General features: G+C 72.9%; 15 protein-coding genes. 6 read left to right on the top strand and 9 right to left on the bottom strand.

Going from position 1 to position 13,698, the window contains the following annotated elements; genetic code table 11:
• Positions 1 to 448: 448 nt before the first annotated feature.
• Positions 449 to 610: a hypothetical protein gene (locus ABT245_RS06255; RefSeq protein ID WP_351729630.1), complete on the top strand. Its 162-nt coding sequence runs from the start codon at positions 449 to 451 to the stop codon at positions 608 to 610.
• A gap of 91 nt (positions 611 to 701) precedes the next feature.
• On the opposite strand, the gene ABT245_RS06250 is transcribed toward ABT245_RS06255, so the two are convergent.
• Positions 702 to 1,703: an anti-sigma factor family protein gene (locus ABT245_RS06250; protein WP_351729276.1), complete on the bottom strand. Its 1,002-nt coding sequence runs from the start codon at positions 1,701 to 1,703 to the stop codon at positions 702 to 704.
• Complete coding sequence (gene sigE / locus ABT245_RS06245; RefSeq protein WP_351729274.1) at positions 1,700 to 2,413, bottom strand: RNA polymerase sigma factor SigE; 714 nt, start codon at positions 2,411 to 2,413, stop codon at positions 1,700 to 1,702. Before sigE ends, ABT245_RS06250 begins: the two co-directional genes overlap by 4 nt.
• Before the next feature lie 234 nt (positions 2,414 to 2,647).
• Here sigE and ABT245_RS06240 point away from each other — a divergent pair, with 234 nt between their 5' ends.
• The gene (locus ABT245_RS06240; protein ID WP_351729594.1) at positions 2,648 to 3,346 is read left to right on the top strand and encodes an O-methyltransferase; all 699 of its coding nucleotides are present in this window, start codon (positions 2,648 to 2,650) and stop codon (positions 3,344 to 3,346) included.
• Positions 3,347 to 3,614: 268 nt separating this feature from the next.
• Here ABT245_RS06240 and ABT245_RS06235 read toward each other — a convergent pair whose 3' ends face one another.
• A complete protein-coding gene (locus tag ABT245_RS06235; protein WP_018544333.1) occupies positions 3,615 to 3,782 on the bottom strand; it encodes a DUF3117 domain-containing protein in 168 nt (55 codons plus the stop codon).
• Positions 3,783 to 4,155: 373 nt separating this feature from the next.
• Here ABT245_RS06235 and chcB point away from each other — a divergent pair, with 373 nt between their 5' ends.
• Entirely contained in the window at positions 4,156 to 4,959 is an 804-nt protein-coding gene (gene chcB / locus ABT245_RS06230; RefSeq protein ID WP_351729271.1) for a 2-cyclohexenylcarbonyl CoA isomerase, read from the top strand.
• A gap of 408 nt (positions 4,960 to 5,367) precedes the next feature.
• Here the strand turns inward: chcB and ABT245_RS06225 are convergent, their stop codons facing one another.
• Entirely contained in the window at positions 5,368 to 5,958 is a 591-nt protein-coding gene (locus ABT245_RS06225) for a DNA-3-methyladenine glycosylase I (protein WP_351729268.1), read from the bottom strand.
• Entirely contained in the window at positions 5,955 to 6,308 is a 354-nt protein-coding gene (locus tag ABT245_RS06220; RefSeq protein ID WP_351729266.1) for a DivIVA domain-containing protein, read from the bottom strand. The genes ABT245_RS06225 and ABT245_RS06220 overlap by 4 nt, the downstream gene beginning before the upstream one ends.
• A 154-nt stretch (positions 6,309 to 6,462) precedes the next feature.
• Here ABT245_RS06220 and folP point away from each other — a divergent pair, with 154 nt between their 5' ends.
• Positions 6,463 to 7,323 (top strand): dihydropteroate synthase, encoded by an 861-nt coding sequence (folP, locus tag ABT245_RS06215; RefSeq protein ID WP_351729263.1) that lies wholly within the window; start codon positions 6,463 to 6,465, stop codon positions 7,321 to 7,323.
• 557 nt (positions 7,324 to 7,880) lie between these two features.
• Here the strand turns inward: folP and ABT245_RS06210 are convergent.
• Both ABT245_RS06210 and dapE read right to left on the bottom strand, forming a co-directional pair.
• On the bottom strand, positions 7,881 to 8,639 hold the full coding sequence (locus ABT245_RS06210; protein WP_351729261.1) for an LOG family protein: 759 nt from the start codon (positions 8,637 to 8,639) through the stop codon (positions 7,881 to 7,883).
• A 155-nt stretch (positions 8,640 to 8,794) separates the two neighbouring features.
• Positions 8,795 to 9,874 carry a succinyl-diaminopimelate desuccinylase gene (gene dapE, locus ABT245_RS06205; protein ID WP_351729258.1) on the bottom strand — a complete coding sequence of 360 codons (1,080 nt, stop codon included), beginning with the start codon at positions 9,872 to 9,874 and terminating at the stop codon, positions 8,795 to 8,797.
• Positions 9,875 to 9,970: 96 nt separating this feature from the next.
• Here dapE and ABT245_RS06200 point away from each other — a divergent pair, with 96 nt between their 5' ends.
• Together ABT245_RS06200 and ABT245_RS06195 are read left to right on the top strand one after the other, a co-directional pair.
• The gene (locus ABT245_RS06200; protein WP_351729255.1) at positions 9,971 to 10,972 is read left to right on the top strand and encodes a VldE C-terminal domain-containing protein; all 1,002 of its coding nucleotides are present in this window, start codon (positions 9,971 to 9,973) and stop codon (positions 10,970 to 10,972) included.
• A 323-nt stretch (positions 10,973 to 11,295) separates the two neighbouring features.
• Entirely contained in the window at positions 11,296 to 11,739 is a 444-nt protein-coding gene (locus ABT245_RS06195) for an ATP-binding protein (RefSeq protein ID WP_351729253.1), read from the top strand.
• A gap of 294 nt (positions 11,740 to 12,033) precedes the next feature.
• Here ABT245_RS06195 and ABT245_RS06190 read toward each other — a convergent pair whose 3' ends face one another.
• The gene (locus ABT245_RS06190) at positions 12,034 to 13,131 is read right to left on the bottom strand and encodes a bifunctional succinyldiaminopimelate transaminase/glutamate-prephenate aminotransferase (RefSeq protein WP_351729251.1); all 1,098 of its coding nucleotides are present in this window, start codon (positions 13,129 to 13,131) and stop codon (positions 12,034 to 12,036) included.
• Between the two features lie 139 nt (positions 13,132 to 13,270).
• On the bottom strand, positions 13,271 to 13,591 hold the full coding sequence (gene fdxA, locus ABT245_RS06185; RefSeq protein WP_030929316.1) for a ferredoxin: 321 nt from the start codon (positions 13,589 to 13,591) through the stop codon (positions 13,271 to 13,273).
• Positions 13,592 to 13,698: the final 107 nt, after the last annotated feature.

Raw genomic sequence — 13,698 nt, 5'->3', positions numbered from 1 at the left:
CGTGCCGCGGGCGGGCGACGAAGCCGGGACCGCCATGCCATGACTGGGCAGCGGACCCGCCGGGACCGCGGTGCCTTGGGCGGGCGGCGGAGTCGGGATCGTCATGTTGTCGGCGGGCGGCGGAGCCGGGTGCTGGACCGGCGGGGCCGGCGCCCAGGGACCGGGCTCACCGTACGGCGGCGTGCTGTACGGATCAGGGTCATGCAAGGGCTTGTCCCGCCCACCGGACTCCCCAGCCCCGGCCACCCCGGCACCGACAACGCCAGCACCAGCACCAGCACCGGCACCGGCACCGGCACCGCTGTCTACGCCCGCACCCTCGCTATCGGCATCCGCGCCACCGACGGCCTCGGCACCCGAACCGGAACCGGAATCGGCGCCCGCGCCCGCGGCCCCGGCGCCCGCGCCCTCGGCGTCCGTGGCCGTGAGATGCCTCGATACGAGGTCGGTGTCGGCGTCGGCCGCGGTGGTCGGGCGGGCCAGTTCGAAGTCGCCGTCGCTCGCGGCGACCGGTGCCGATGTGTCCCCCACGGCCTCCCCCGGCAAGGCCGGCTTCCCCTCGTTCATGTTCTCCCCACAGCTGGCCATGGCCGGGCGCTCCGGCGGCTGACCGCACATCGTCGACCCCGTGCCCGAAACAGTGCCGCGGGCACGGCCTCACAGGATTCAACCAGGTTCGCGGGCAGCCGCGCAGGAGTCGGTCAGTGAGCGGGGCGCGCGGAGGACGCGGCGCTGGAGGGGGACCACGAAGAAGACGAAGACGATGAGGACGGCGGTGACGGGGAGGGAGCGGGGGTCGAGTCGGGGACGGGTGCGGCAAGCACACCGGGTGGGGCCAGCCCGGGGGCGCTGGACCAGGAGATCAGCGAGATCGGCGGGGTCGCACCGAACGGACGTATCAACGGCGACACGGTGGCCGCACCGGCTTCCACCGGTGTGGTCAGCATGGGGGCGGGGGCCTGCCCGGTGGCGGGGGCCTGCGCCCCGGGCCGCAGCGGCGCGGACACCGAGGCCGACGCGACCGGTGTCTCGCCCAGCAGCGTGCCCTGCATGAGCAGTGGCCCGACCGGGCGGCGGCGCTGGGCCTCGGACGTGGTGGCCGCTCCCGTGCCCGCCGTGCGCGTCGGCGTCACGCTGTCGGCACCGCCACGGGCGTCCGCGGCGGTGTCGCGGGGAATGCCGGTGGTCACACCGCCCAGCGCGACCGCGGCCAGCGACACCGCCCCGGCGGCGACGAACGCGAACCGCATTCCGCGCGAGTGCCGATCGGCGGTGTCCGGGCGGCCGACGGGGTGGATACGGAAGCCGCGGTCCGCGAGTGGGGACGGCGAGTGCGGGCGCGCGGGGACGTAGCCGAACTCGAACCGGTCCTCGCGCCCGACTTCGAAGACGCCGGGCGTGGAACCGCCGGGGAGCCCGCCCTCCAGCGGCGAGCCGCCGTCCGGGCCGTCGCTGGCGGGCAGCCCCTGGAGGCGCGCGAGGAAGCTCTCGGAGGGCGGCGGGGGCGCCGACTCCGCGAAGACGTTCTTCAGCTGCCGCTGGGCGTCCGCCTCCGCCTTGCACCTGGCGCAGGTCGCCAGGTGGGCCAGGACCCGCTCACGCGCGTCATGACCGAGCTCTCCGTCCACCAGGGCGGAGAGCCGGTCTCCCAGATGCTCTTCTGCGAGGTGCCCCCGCGCAGGTTTCGACCGTGATCCACTCACGCGGTCGCGCCCCCTCCCCCCAGCGCGGGAACGCGGGGCAGAAAGGAGCGGCGTTCGGCGGCCCGTGCCTCCGGCGAGCGGTGCGCGAGGGCCTTGCGCAGCTGCGAGCGGCCACGGTGGATACGGGAGCGGACCGTGCCGAGCTTCACACCGAGGGTCGCGGCGATCTCCTCGTACGACAGTCCTTCGATGTCGCACAGCACGACCGCGGCGCGGAACTCGGGCGCGAGGGTGTCGAGGGCCTGCTGGACGTCCGCGTCGAAGTGCGCGTCGTTGAAGATCTGCTGGGGCGTGGGCTCGCGGCTGGGCAGCCGCTCGGCCGCGTCCTCTCCGAGCGCGTCGAAGCGGATGCGCTGCTTGCGCCGCACCATGTCCAGGAAGAGGTTCGTGGTGATGCGGTGCAGCCAGCCCTCGAAGGTGCCGGGGGTGTAGGTCGACAGGGAGCGGAAGACACGGACGAAGACCTCCTGGGTGAGGTCCTCGGCGTCGTGCTGGTTGCCGGTGAGGCGGTAGGCCAGACGGTAGACCCGGCCGCTGTGCGTGCTGACGATCTCCTCCCACGTGGGCGGAGTCCACGCCTGCCCGTCCGCGTCGGTGACGAAGGTCGCGGTCTGGGTCCCGCCCGCGGCGGTACCGGTGGCGTGGCTGTGGTCAGCGGTGTCGTTCACGGATTTCGGCCTGCCCGCCGACCCGAGGAAGCGCCGCAGCACTCCTCCCCGATCCTCGGGCGCAGCCGCACCTCCCCTGTCAGCTCTGGTGGTGTCCAGTGGAGCCCCTACCATAGCCACCTCGCCCGTTAGCTCCGGATAAGCGGTTTTGCGAGAATTTGATCTGGGCTGATACGGCTCATGTGGCTGCGTCAGCACTTGCTCGTCGTCCTGGTCCACCTCATACCCCCCGCCGGCTCCCCCACTACTCGCTCATCCCCTTAAACGCGCGGTCCCATCTGCGGGTTCCCGGGCCCAACGGATACAGTCACGCCGAGGCAACCACGGGGACAGGAGAGGGTCATTACCGGCAACCGGCAGACGAGCTGGGCGTTCGCCGACGCCTTTGTCGCCGAGGACGACGCGCTGCGCTGGGCCCGCGACCGGGCCCGCGAGGCAGGGCTGCGCTCGGTGACGCCCAGCACGGGCGCCGCGCTGCGGATGCTCGCCGCCACCGTGGACGCCAAGGCGGTGGCGGAGATCGGCACCGGCTGCGGGGTGTCCGGCATGCATCTGCTGCACGGCATGCGGCCGGACGGCGTGCTGACCACCGTCGACCCGGAGCCCGAGCACCAGCAGTTCGCCCGGCAGGCGTTCCGGGCCTGCGGCTTCGCCAGCAACCGGGCCCGCTTCATCCCGGGCCGCGCGCTGGACGTGCTGCCCCGGCTCGCGGACGCGGGGTACGACCTCGTCTTCTGCGACGGCGACCGGCTGGAATACCTCGACTATCTAGCTGAATCGTTGCGTCTGCTACGGCCCGGTGGCCTGGTGGTCTTCGAGGGCGTCTTCGCCAACGGCCGCACCGTGGATTCGGGCCCGCAGCCCACCGAGGTGCTGCGGCTGCGGGAGCTGCTGCGCACGGTGCGGGAGAGCCCGGAGCTGATGCCGTCGCTGCTGCCGGTGGGCGACGGGCTGCTGTGCGCCGTCAAGCGGTGACGGGAGGCGGGCGCCCCGACCGCGGCGACCGGTGCGGACCGCGGTGACCGGTGTGGGCAGCGGTGATCGGTGTGGGCAGCCGCCCTCGGTGACCGGTCTGGGCAGCCGGACGCCGTACGCGGTCGGCCTGCCGCGTGGGTGGGTTCTGGAGCGGGTTCCGGAGCGCGCACGCCCCGCCGCCGTGCCGGCGTGACCCTCCCCCGGGAATGCGGCTGCCCCGGCACGGTGTGCGTGCCGGGGCAGCCGAAAGGTCATGGTCGCCAGCGCCTCAGACGACGACCTTCTTCAGGGCGTCGCCAAGCGCCTCGGCCTCGTCAGGGGTCAGCTCGACGACGAGCCGACCGCCGCCTTCGAGCGGAACGCGCATGACAATGCCCCGCCCCTCCTTGGTCACCTCGAGCGGGCCATCGCCCGTCCGCGGCTTCATGGCCGCCATGCTCGTTCCCCTTCCTGAAACCAGCTCATCGTCTGCCGACGTCCCCAGAAGGGGCACGCGCGGTCCGTGCGAGACCCGCGGCACCGGCATCGAACACATTGCTTCCAAGCCATTATCCCGCATCTCAGGACCCGATGACCAACATCCGTCGGCATCGCTTGGGCAACGCGCGCGAGCAAAACCACTCAATTCGGCGATGTGGCTGCGATACTGCGCCACCGCACCGACGTCCCCCGGCCGGATCCTGGCGAAAATTCTTTGACGCAGGTCACACACCGGGTCCGGCACCCGGGCGGAGATCTCCGCCATGCTGTCCCCAGACAACGACGTACCGAGCGGTACGTCAGTGCCGCGACACCGGAGGGGATGCCCCATGACCGACACCGTGCTCTACGAGGTGAGCGACGGACTCGCGACGATCACGTTGAACCGCCCCGAGGCGATGAACGCGCTGAACATCGCGACCAAGGTCGCCCTCCGGGACGCGGCGCGGGCCGCGGCCGACGACGCCGCCGTACGGGCCGTACTGCTGACCGCGGCCGGGGACCGGGCGTTCTGCGTGGGCCAGGACCTCAAGGAGCACATCGGGCTGCTGGCCGCCGACCGGGAGACGGGGTCGGGGCAGACGATGAGCACGGTGCGGGAGCACTACAACCCGATCGTGCGGGCCCTGGCCGGCGCGCCCAAGCCGGTGGTCGCCGCCGTGAACGGGGTCGCGGCCGGGGCCGGTCTCGGCTTCGCGCTCGCCGCGGACTACCGGGTGGTGGCCGAGACGGCGTCCTTCAACACATCGTTCGCGGGGGTCGCGCTGACCGCCGACTCCGGGATCTCCTGGACGCTGCCCCGGGTCGTCGGCCCCGGCCGCGCCGCCGACCTGCTGCTCTTCCCGCGCAGCATCAAGGCACCGGAGGCGTACGAGCTGGGCCTCGCCAACCGGGTGGTGCCCGCGGACCGGCTGCGGGCCGAGGCCGAGCAGGTCGCCCGTGCACTCGCCGAGGGGCCGACGGTGGCATACGCAGCGATCAAGGAGGCGGTGGCGTACGGGCTCACCCACTCCCTCGACGAGACGCTGGACAAGGAGGACAAGCTGCAGACCCGGGCGGGCCGGTCCGAGGACCACGCCATCGCCGTGCGGGCGTTCGTGGACAAGGAGAAGCCGAAGTACCTGGGCCGCTAGGCGCTCCGCTGGAAGGGCGGGGACGGCTCATCGGCCGGCTGCGACTGCGGCTGCGTAGTGGCTGGCCCCGCCCGCGCGGCGGACCCGCATACCGATACAGCCCCACGCCCCACGGGCCGCTGTCGAACCGCGGGCGCTCCGCCGGAAAGGCCGAGGTGCGGCGTCGGTCGACTGCGGCGCCATCATGGCCAGTCCCGCCCGCAGCGGCGAAGCCGGAGATCGATACAGCCCCACGCCCCACGGGGCCCTGTCGAACCGCGGGCGCTCCGCCGGAAAGGGCGAGGTGCGGCGTCGGTCGGCGGCGGCGCCATCATGGCCGGTCACGCCCGCAGCGGCGGAGCCGGAGATCGATTCAGGCGCGCGTCCTTCGGGGCGCGGGCGGGTCGTTGCGGGCTTGGTTCGGGGTGCTCAGACGGCGGCGGTGCGGCTGATGCACTGCTCCAGGTGGTCGTCGACCAGGCCGCACGCCTGCATCAGTGCGTACGCCGTTGTGGGGCCGATGAAGCGCAGGCCGCGTTTCTTCAGGTCCTTCGACAGGGCCGTCGACTCGGGGCTGGCCGGAGGGACGTCGGAGAGGGTCTTCGGGGTCGGGCGGGCGGCCGCATCCGGGGCGTACGACCAGATCAGGGCGTCCAGCTCACCCGGCGACCAGTCGGCGAGCACGCGTGCGTTGGCGAGAGTCGCGTCGATCTTGGCGCGGTTGCGGATGATGCCGGGGTCGGCGAGGAGGCGTTCGCGGTCCTCATCGGTGAAGGCCGCGACCTTCTGGATCCTGAAATCGGCGAAGGCGGCCCGGAAACCCGGGCGGCGGCGCAGGATGGTGATCCAGGACAGTCCGGACTGGAACGCCTCCAGGCTGAGCCGCTCGTACAGGGCGTCGTCGCCGTGGACCGGGCGGCCCCACTCCTCGTCGTGATACGTCACGTAGTCCTCGGTGGACAGGGCCCAGGGGCAGCGCAGCGCGCCGTCGGGCCCGGCCAGGACGGTGCCGTCGGTCACCGCTGGTCCTCCGGATGTGCGGGCTTGTCCAGCCGGACGTGCGCGGTGGCCTGGGCGCCGGCCAGGGCGGACTCCAGGCCGGCGATGCGGGCGTCCCGCTCCGCGAGTTCGGCGGCGACGCGGCTGAGGGCGTCGTCCACGTCCGCCATGCGGTAGCCGCGGGCGGACAGCGGGAAGCGCAGTCGCTCCACGTCCGCGCGGCCCACCGGGCGGTCCGGGGGCAGCGGGTCGTGCAGCCGCTCCGGCGCCGCCTCCGGCAGCGGGCCGCTCTCGCCGCCGCCCACCACGGCGAGCGTCACCGCGGCGACCACCACGGCGAGCGCGACGACCAGGAACAAGAACATAACCATCGCCGGCTCCCCAGGCTCGGTGTGCTCGGTGCACCCGATGTGCTCGGTGTCGAAAGTGTCAGGGTCCGATCGTGCCATGCGAGTCTGACAGTTAGGGTCACAGGCGGCTGTGCAGCGGGATGTACCGGGGATGGATGAGGAGAGGTCACAGGGGATGCTCAGGCTGGGCACGCGGGAATTCGGGCCGCATGAACCGGTGATCATGGCGATCGTGAACCGGACCCCGGACTCCTTCTACGACCAGGGGGCCACGTTCGGTGACGAGCCGGCGCTCGCACGCGTCGAGCAGGCGGTGGCCGAGGGCGCGGCGATCATCGACGTCGGCGGGGTCAAGGCGGGGCCCGGGCAGGAGGTCACCGCGGAGGAGGAGGCGCGGCGGACCGTGGGCTTCGTGGCGGAGGTACGGCGCCGGCATCCTGACGTGGTCATCAGTGTGGACACCTGGCGGGCCGAGGTCGGGGAGGCCGTGTGCGAGGCCGGGGCCGATCTGCTGAACGACGCGTGGGGCGGGGTTGATCCGCGGCTGGCGGAGGTCGCCGCGCGGCACCGGGTGGGGCTGGTGTGCACGCACGCCGGCGGGGCGCGGCCCCGGACCCGGCCGCACCGGGTGACGTACGACGATGTCATGGCCGACATCCTGCGGGTGACCGTGGGGCTGGCCGAGCGGGCGGTGGCGCTGGGGGTGCCCAGGGAGTCGGTGCTGATCGATCCGGGACACGACTTCGGGAAGAACACGCGGCACAGTCTTGAGGCGACGCGGCGGCTGGACGAGATGGTGGCCACCGGGTGGCCGGTGCTGGTGTCGCTGTCCAACAAGGACTTCGTCGGGGAGACGCTGGACCGGCCGGTGAAGGAACGGGTGCTGGGTACGTTGGCGACGACCGCGGTGTCCGCGTGGCTGGGGGCACGGGTGTACCGGGTGCACGAGGTGGCCGAGACCCGGCAGGTGCTGGACATGGTGGGGTCCATCGCGGGCCACCGCCCGCCCGCGGTGGCCCGGAGGGGCCTGGCCTGACCCGCCGCCGCTGACCGACGCGGGCGGGCCCCTGCCGGGAGGCTGAGCGGGCCCTCAGATGGTCGGCTGGCTCGGGGCGATCGCCCCGCACCGGCAGGCGCGCCGGCCCCACGGCAAGACGAACGGGCCTCTCGGACGGGCGCCATGTCTTGTGAGGCGTCATACGCGGCCGTCAGCCATGCCTGTGGTGCGTCACGCTCGGCTGGGTTTCGGGTCAGGTCGGTCGTCATGGCTGCTGGGGCGTCGTGGTTTTTGGTGGGACGCCGGGTGTGGCGGTCAGCCGACCGCAACGTGCCGACCACACACGACCCCCGCCCAGCACATCCGTCAGCCGGACACGACGCCCCCGCCCAGTCCCGACGCCCAATCGCGCACCACGCGCCGCCAGGCGGGACCGGCGGCCGCGCATGCCACCTGGCCCGGCAGGGCTCCCGGCCCGGCATCGAGCCCCGTAGGGCCTGGCTGACGGACGGGCACGGCGCACGGCTCGGCGTAGCGTTCGGTCGGGGGCGTTCGCTCCCGGCACGGCTCGACCGGCGGAGCCTTGGGGTGTGGGGTCAGCGGGCTGCTTCCTTGGAGACCAGGGCCACCGCTTCCTCCACGTCGTCCGTGACGTGGAACAGGAGCAGGTCCTTTTCCGCTGCCTTGCCCTGGGCCACCAGGGTGTTCTCCAGCCAGGAGACCAGGCCGCCCCAGTACGCGCTGCCGAACAGGACGATGGGGAAGCGGGTGACCTTCTGGGTCTGGACGAGGGTCAGGGCCTCGAAGAGTTCGTCGAGGGTGCCGAGGCCGCCGGGCAGGACCACGAAGCCCTGGGCGTACTTGACGAACATCATCTTGCGGACGAAGAAGTAGCGGAAGTTCAGGCCGATGTCGACGTAGGGGTTCAGCCCCTGCTCGAAGGGCAGTTCGATGCCGAGGCCCACGGAGACACCGCCCGCCTCGCAGGCGCCCTTGTTGGCCGCCTCCATGGCGCCCGGCCCGCCGCCCGTGATCACCGCCCAGCCGGCCTGCACCAGCCCCCGCCCGAGCCGCACGCCGGCGTCGTACTCGGGCGACTCGGCCGCCGTACGCGCCGAGCCGAACACGCTGATGGCGGGCGGTAGTTCGGCCAGGGTGCCGAAGCCCTCGATGAACTCGGACTGGATCCGCAGCACCCGCCAGGGGTCGGTGTGCACCCAGTCCGAGGGGCCGCCCGCGTCCAGCAGGCGCTGGTCCGTGGTGCTCGCCGTGACCTGGCCGCGGCGGCGGAGGACCGGCCCGAGGCGCTGCTCCTCCGGCGGCTTCTTCGTGCCCTCCGGGTTCCCAGTGGCCATGTGCGCTCCCTACAGATTGCGGACTTTCCGCCTCAGCGTAGATCGCCGCGGGTTACACGCGGGGGACCTGCGCATGTCCGCCGTCGAGCGCCGCGCCCTCACCCCGGCCGTCCGACCCGGCCATGGCGTCGGTCATACCGTCGGTCATGCCGCGGTCATGCCGTCAGCCACGCCCGCAGACGGGCCTCCCCCGCCAGAATCTTCCTGGTTTCCACCCGTTCATCCCTCTTATGAGCCAAGTGTGGGTTTCCGGGGCCGTAGTTGACCGCGGGGATGCCCAGCGCCGAGAACCGCGACACGTCCGTCCAGCCGTACTTGGGCCGCGGCTCGCCGCCCACCGCCTCGATGAAGGCCGCCGCCGCGGGGTGGGACAGCCCCGGAAGCGCGCCCCCGCTGTGGTCGTCGACCACGAACTCCGCCACGCCGCAGTCCGCGAAGACCTCCCGGACGTGCGCGAGCGCCTCCTGTTCCGTGCGGTCGGGCGCGTAGCGGAAGTTCACGGTGACGACGCACTCGTCGGGGATGACGTTGCCCGCCACGCCGCCGCCGATGCCCACCGCGTTCAGGCCCTCGCGATACTCCAGACCGTCGATCACCGGGCGGCGCGGCTCGTAGGACGCGAGCCGGGCCAGGATCGGGGCCGCCGCGTGGATCGCGTTGGCGCCCATCCAGGCGCGCGCCGAGTGGGCCCGCTCGCCCGCCGTCCTGAGCAGCACGCGCAGGGTGCCCTGGCAGCCGCCCTCGACCTCGCCGTCGGAGGGCTCCAGCAGCACCGCGAAGTCGCCCCGCAGCCACTCCGGGTGGGCCTCGGCCACATGCTTGAGGCCGTTGAGGTCGGCCTGGACCTCCTCGTTGTCGTAGAAGACGAACGTCAGGTCGCGGTTGGGGGCCGGGACGGTGGCCGCGATGCGCAACTGCACGGCGACGCCCGACTTCATGTCGCAGGTGCCGCAGCCCCACAGGACGCCGTCGGCGTCGAGCCGGGAGGGCACGTTGCCGGCGATCGGGACCGTGTCGATGTGGCCGGCCAGGATCACCCGCTCCGGGCGGCCCAGATCCGTCCGGGCGACCACGTTGTTGCCGTACCGGTCCACCGTCAGGTGCGGCAGGGCGCGCAGGGCGGCCTCGATCGCGTCCGCGAGCGGCTTCTCCGTGCCGCTCTCCGAGGGGAAGTCGACGAGTTGCGCGGTGAGCGCGGCGGCGTCCAGCGTGAGGTCAAGCGAGGTGTCGGCCATGCTCTCGACCCTAACGCGCCGCCACGCGCGGGATGGCGCGCACCGGCACGCCGCATCCGGCACCCGGGCCTCGGTGACCTCCAGTACCTTGTACGCGTGCCAGAGCCGACCCCTCCTTCTCCCAAGCGTCGCGGCCGCCTCTTCCGCTTCGGCGCGGCCCTCGTCGTCCTGTGCGCGCTCGCGGGCTATCTCGTCGTGCAGTACGTCACCGGTGGTACGCGGACTCCGGCCTGCAAGGTGGTCGCGACCGGCAACGACCGTACGTCGTACCGGTTCACGCCCGAGCAGGCGGTGAACGCGGCGACGATCACCGCCGTCGGCACGGGGCGCGGTGTGTCCGAGCGGGCCGTGGCCATCGCGCTGGCGACCGCGCTCCAGGAGTCCGGGCTGCGCAACCTGCGGCACGGCGACCGGGACTCGCTCGGGCTGTTCCAGCAGCGTCCGTCGCAGGGCTGGGGCACCGACAAACAGATCCTGGACCCGGCCTACGCGGCGGGCATTTTCTACGACCACCTGGTCAAGGTGCGCGACTACGAACGGCTCCCGCTCACCGTGGCCGCACAGCGCGTGCAGCGCAGCGGCTACCCGGAGGCGTACGCCAAGCACGAGCCGGACGCCACGCTGCTGGCCGCGGCCCTGACCGGACAGTCGGCGGCCACGCTGACCTGCCAGGGGCGCCCCGCGGCCGGCGTGGGGGCGACGGCCCTGGCCACGGGCGCCGACGCGGTACGTGCGGCGCTGGTACGGGACTTCGGCCCGCGGGACACCCTGGAGGAGGCCGGCGCGGAGGTGGGCGGCTCCAAGCGGCCGTCGCCGGCGCCGACGGTGACCGCCAGCGCGAAGGGCAGGACGGTGACCGTGCCGGTGCCGGAGGGCGCCAGGACCGACGCGGCGGGCCGTACCGAGGTGGAGCGGGGCTGGCAGCTCGCGCACTGGGCGGTGGCCAACTCCTCGGCCCTGCACATCCAGCGGGTGTCGTACGCCGGGCGCGAGTGGTCCGCCGGAAGCACGGACAGCCAGTGGCGTCCGGTCGCCACGCAGGGCGCCGCGGGCGCGGAGCGGGCCGCGGGTTCCGTGCGGATCGTGACCGGGCAGTAGTACAGCGGCTCACTCTCAGGGGTTAGCCGACGCGGCTCGAAGTGGACGGCGCGCCGGTGGTCGCGCGGTCACCCCCGCGATCGGGAAAACCCTTGGGAACGCGGGGATGCAAGGGTTCTGCGGGCGCCCCGAAGGAGCGCCCTTTGCCCGTTTTTATCCACACCCGATAATGCGATGCGTCATCAATTCTTTACCTGCGGGCGCCGCAACCTTCGCGGGCTTCGAGCGGTAGTCACTGCGTCCGCGCCCGGACGACCAGCAGCGTTCGGTCAACTGCCGGGTGCGGTCGGATACTTCACAGTTCTCCCGTCGAATGGAGCATCATGTCCCTCCCCCTGACCCGCCGGATCGCCCGTACCGCGCTGCTCGTCGCAGCGGGAGCGGCAGCCGGGGTCGGTGTGGCCGGCTCCGCCAGCGCTGCGCCGAGCCTCCCGGCCACCCCGAACCTCGGCGGGTTGACCGCCCTGGACGGGGCGAGCGTCGGCAACACCGTCGACGGCGCGGCCCGGCACGTCACCGGGGTCGCCGGCGACACGGGCGGCAAGGCCGTCGAGAAGGCGGTGCCGGCCGCGGGCAAGACCGGTGGCAAGACCGTGAAGAAGGCGGCGGGCGACGCGGCCGGCACCGCCAGGGGCGTCGTCGGCGAGACGGCCCGGTCGGCCACGCGGGGCGGGCTGCCGACGGACGGCCTCGCCAAGGGCGGGCTGCCGACGTCCCAGCTGCCGGCCTCCCAGCTGCCGGTGCAGGGGCTGCCGCTGGGCGGCTGAGGCCGGCGGTGGCCGAGGCCACCGACCGAGCGGTGCCGGGGTCCAGGACGCCTCCTGGGCCCCGTCGCCGTGTCCGACGGCACGCGGCCACCGGCGGTCAGTGGGACAGCCCGCGGCGGGCCGACAGCCCGTGTCCGTCCGGCAGCCCTGTCGGCCCGACAGCCGTGCCGGTCCGGCAGCCGCGTCCGTCCGACAGCCGCAGCCGTGTCTGTGCACGTGTCCGTCCGGCAGCCGTGTCTGTGCACGCGTCCGTCCGGCAGCCACGTCCGTCCGTGTGTCCGTCCGGCGGCCCTGTCAGTCGGACAGTCGGCGTACGGCCGTCGTGATTCTCTCGTCCGTGGCCGTCAGCGCGACGCGTACGAACGTCTCGCCCGCCGCGCCGTAGAAGTCGCCCGGTGCGACCAGGATGCCCCGGTCGGCGAGATGGGCGACCGTGTCCCAGCAGGACTCGTCGCGGGTGGCCCACAGATACAGGCTCGCCTCGCTGTGCTCGATGCGGAAGCCGTGGGCGAGCAGTGCCTCGCGCAGGACCGTGCGGCGGGCGGCGTAGCGTTCGCGCTGCTCGCGGACGTGCGTGTCGTCGCCCAGGGCCGCCACCACCGCCGCCTGTGTCGGCGCGGAGGTCATCATGCCGCCGTGCTTGCGGATCTCCAGCAGGGGGCCGAGGACGGCCGGGTCACCGGCCAGGAAGGCGGCCCGGTAGCCGGCCAGATTGGAGCGCTTGGAGAGGGAGTGGACGGCGACGATCCCGTCGAACGAGCCGCCGTTGACGTCCGGGTGGAGCACCGAGACCGGGTCGGCCTCCCAGCCCAGTTCGAGGTAGCACTCGTCGGAGAAGACCAGCACGCCGTGCGCGCGGGCCCAGGCCACGATGCGGGTCAGCTCCTCCTTGGCCAGCACCCGGCCCGTCGGGTTCGACGGGGAGTTCAGCCACAGCAGCCTCAGGTTCGCGGGGTCCAGGTCCGTCGGGTCGTCGTAGACCACGTGGTCGGCCCGGGCCAGGCGGGCACCCACCTCGTACGTGGGGTAGGCGAGGCGCGGGAGGGCCACCTTGTCGCCGGGGCCGAGGCCCAGCTGGGTGGGGAGCCAGGCGACCAGTTCCTTGGAGCCGACGACAGGCAGGACATGACGGTGGGTGACGTCGCGGGCACCGAGCCGACGTGCCACCCAGCCGGTGATCGCGTCACGGAGTTCGGGGGTGCCCCAGACGGTCGGGTAGCCCGGCGAGTCGGCCGCGGCGATCAACGCCTTCTGGATCAGCTCGGGGACCGGGTCGACCGGGGTGCCGACGGACAGGTCGACGATGCCGTCGGGGTGCGCGGCGGCCGTCTTCTTGTACGGCTCCAGCTTGTCCCAGGGGAAGTCGGGAAGGCGGTCGGAGACTGCGGACACGGTGGGGTGGCTCACTTTCGTCGGTACGGCAAACGCCTCGGTCCCGCGCGGCGGCGATCGGGGCGACCGGACCGTGCGGGACCGAGGCGGCGCCGGGGCCCCGGTTGCCGGGAACCGGGGTGGCGGGCCGTCGTGCGGGTTACTCGGCCTGCGGCGGCAGCGCCGCGATGAAGGGGTGGTCGCGCTCGATCAGGCCCAGCTTGCTGGCGCCGCCGGGGGAGCCGAGTTCGTCGAAGAACTCGACGTTCGCCTTGTAGTAGTCCTTCCACTCCTCCGGAGTGTCGTCCTCGTAGAAGATCGCCTCGACCGGGCAGACCGGCTCACAGGCACCACAGTCGACGCATTCGTCCGGGTGGATGTACAAGGACCGCTGGCCCTCGTAGATGCAGTCGACCGGGCACTCCTCGATGCACGCCTTGTCCTTGACGTCGACACAAGGCTGCGCGATGACGTAGGTCACGCTGTCGTTCCTCCTCGATAGGGCGCTGGCGGGCCTCCTCAGGCTCCGCCGCCTGGCGCGCGGGAGCGCGGCGTCGTCGATGCCCGCACCTAGTATCTCCGTTCTTG

Origin of the sequence: Streptomyces sp. NPDC001508 (assembly GCF_040298665.1) — a bacterium.
In the GTDB taxonomy this organism is placed as follows: Bacteria; Actinomycetota; Actinomycetes; order Streptomycetales; family Streptomycetaceae; genus Streptomyces.
The sequence above is the reverse complement of the archived record's forward strand: the minus strand, read 5'-3'. Positions and strand labels throughout refer to the sequence as shown.

Bases quoted from the DNA above. Each gene is read 5' to 3' on its own strand.
- folP (WP_351729263.1), top strand. From the start codon at position 6,463: ATGCTCAGGCTGGGCACGCGGGAATTCGGGCCGCATGAACCGGTGATC.
- chcB (WP_351729271.1), top strand. From the start codon at position 4,156: ATGACCGACACCGTGCTCTACGAGGTGAGCGACGGACTCGCGACGATC.
- ABT245_RS06210 (WP_351729261.1), bottom strand. From the start codon at position 8,639: ATGGCCACTGGGAACCCGGAGGGCACGAAGAAGCCGCCGGAGGAGCAG.
- ABT245_RS06235 (WP_018544333.1), bottom strand. From the start codon at position 3,782: ATGGCGGCCATGAAGCCGCGGACGGGCGATGGCCCGCTCGAGGTGACC.
- ABT245_RS06195 (WP_351729253.1), top strand. From the start codon at position 11,296: ATGTCCCTCCCCCTGACCCGCCGGATCGCCCGTACCGCGCTGCTCGTC.
- dapE (WP_351729258.1), bottom strand. From the start codon at position 9,874: ATGGCCGACACCTCGCTTGACCTCACGCTGGACGCCGCCGCGCTCACC.
- ABT245_RS06220 (WP_351729266.1), bottom strand. From the start codon at position 6,308: ATGGTTATGTTCTTGTTCCTGGTCGTCGCGCTCGCCGTGGTGGTCGCC.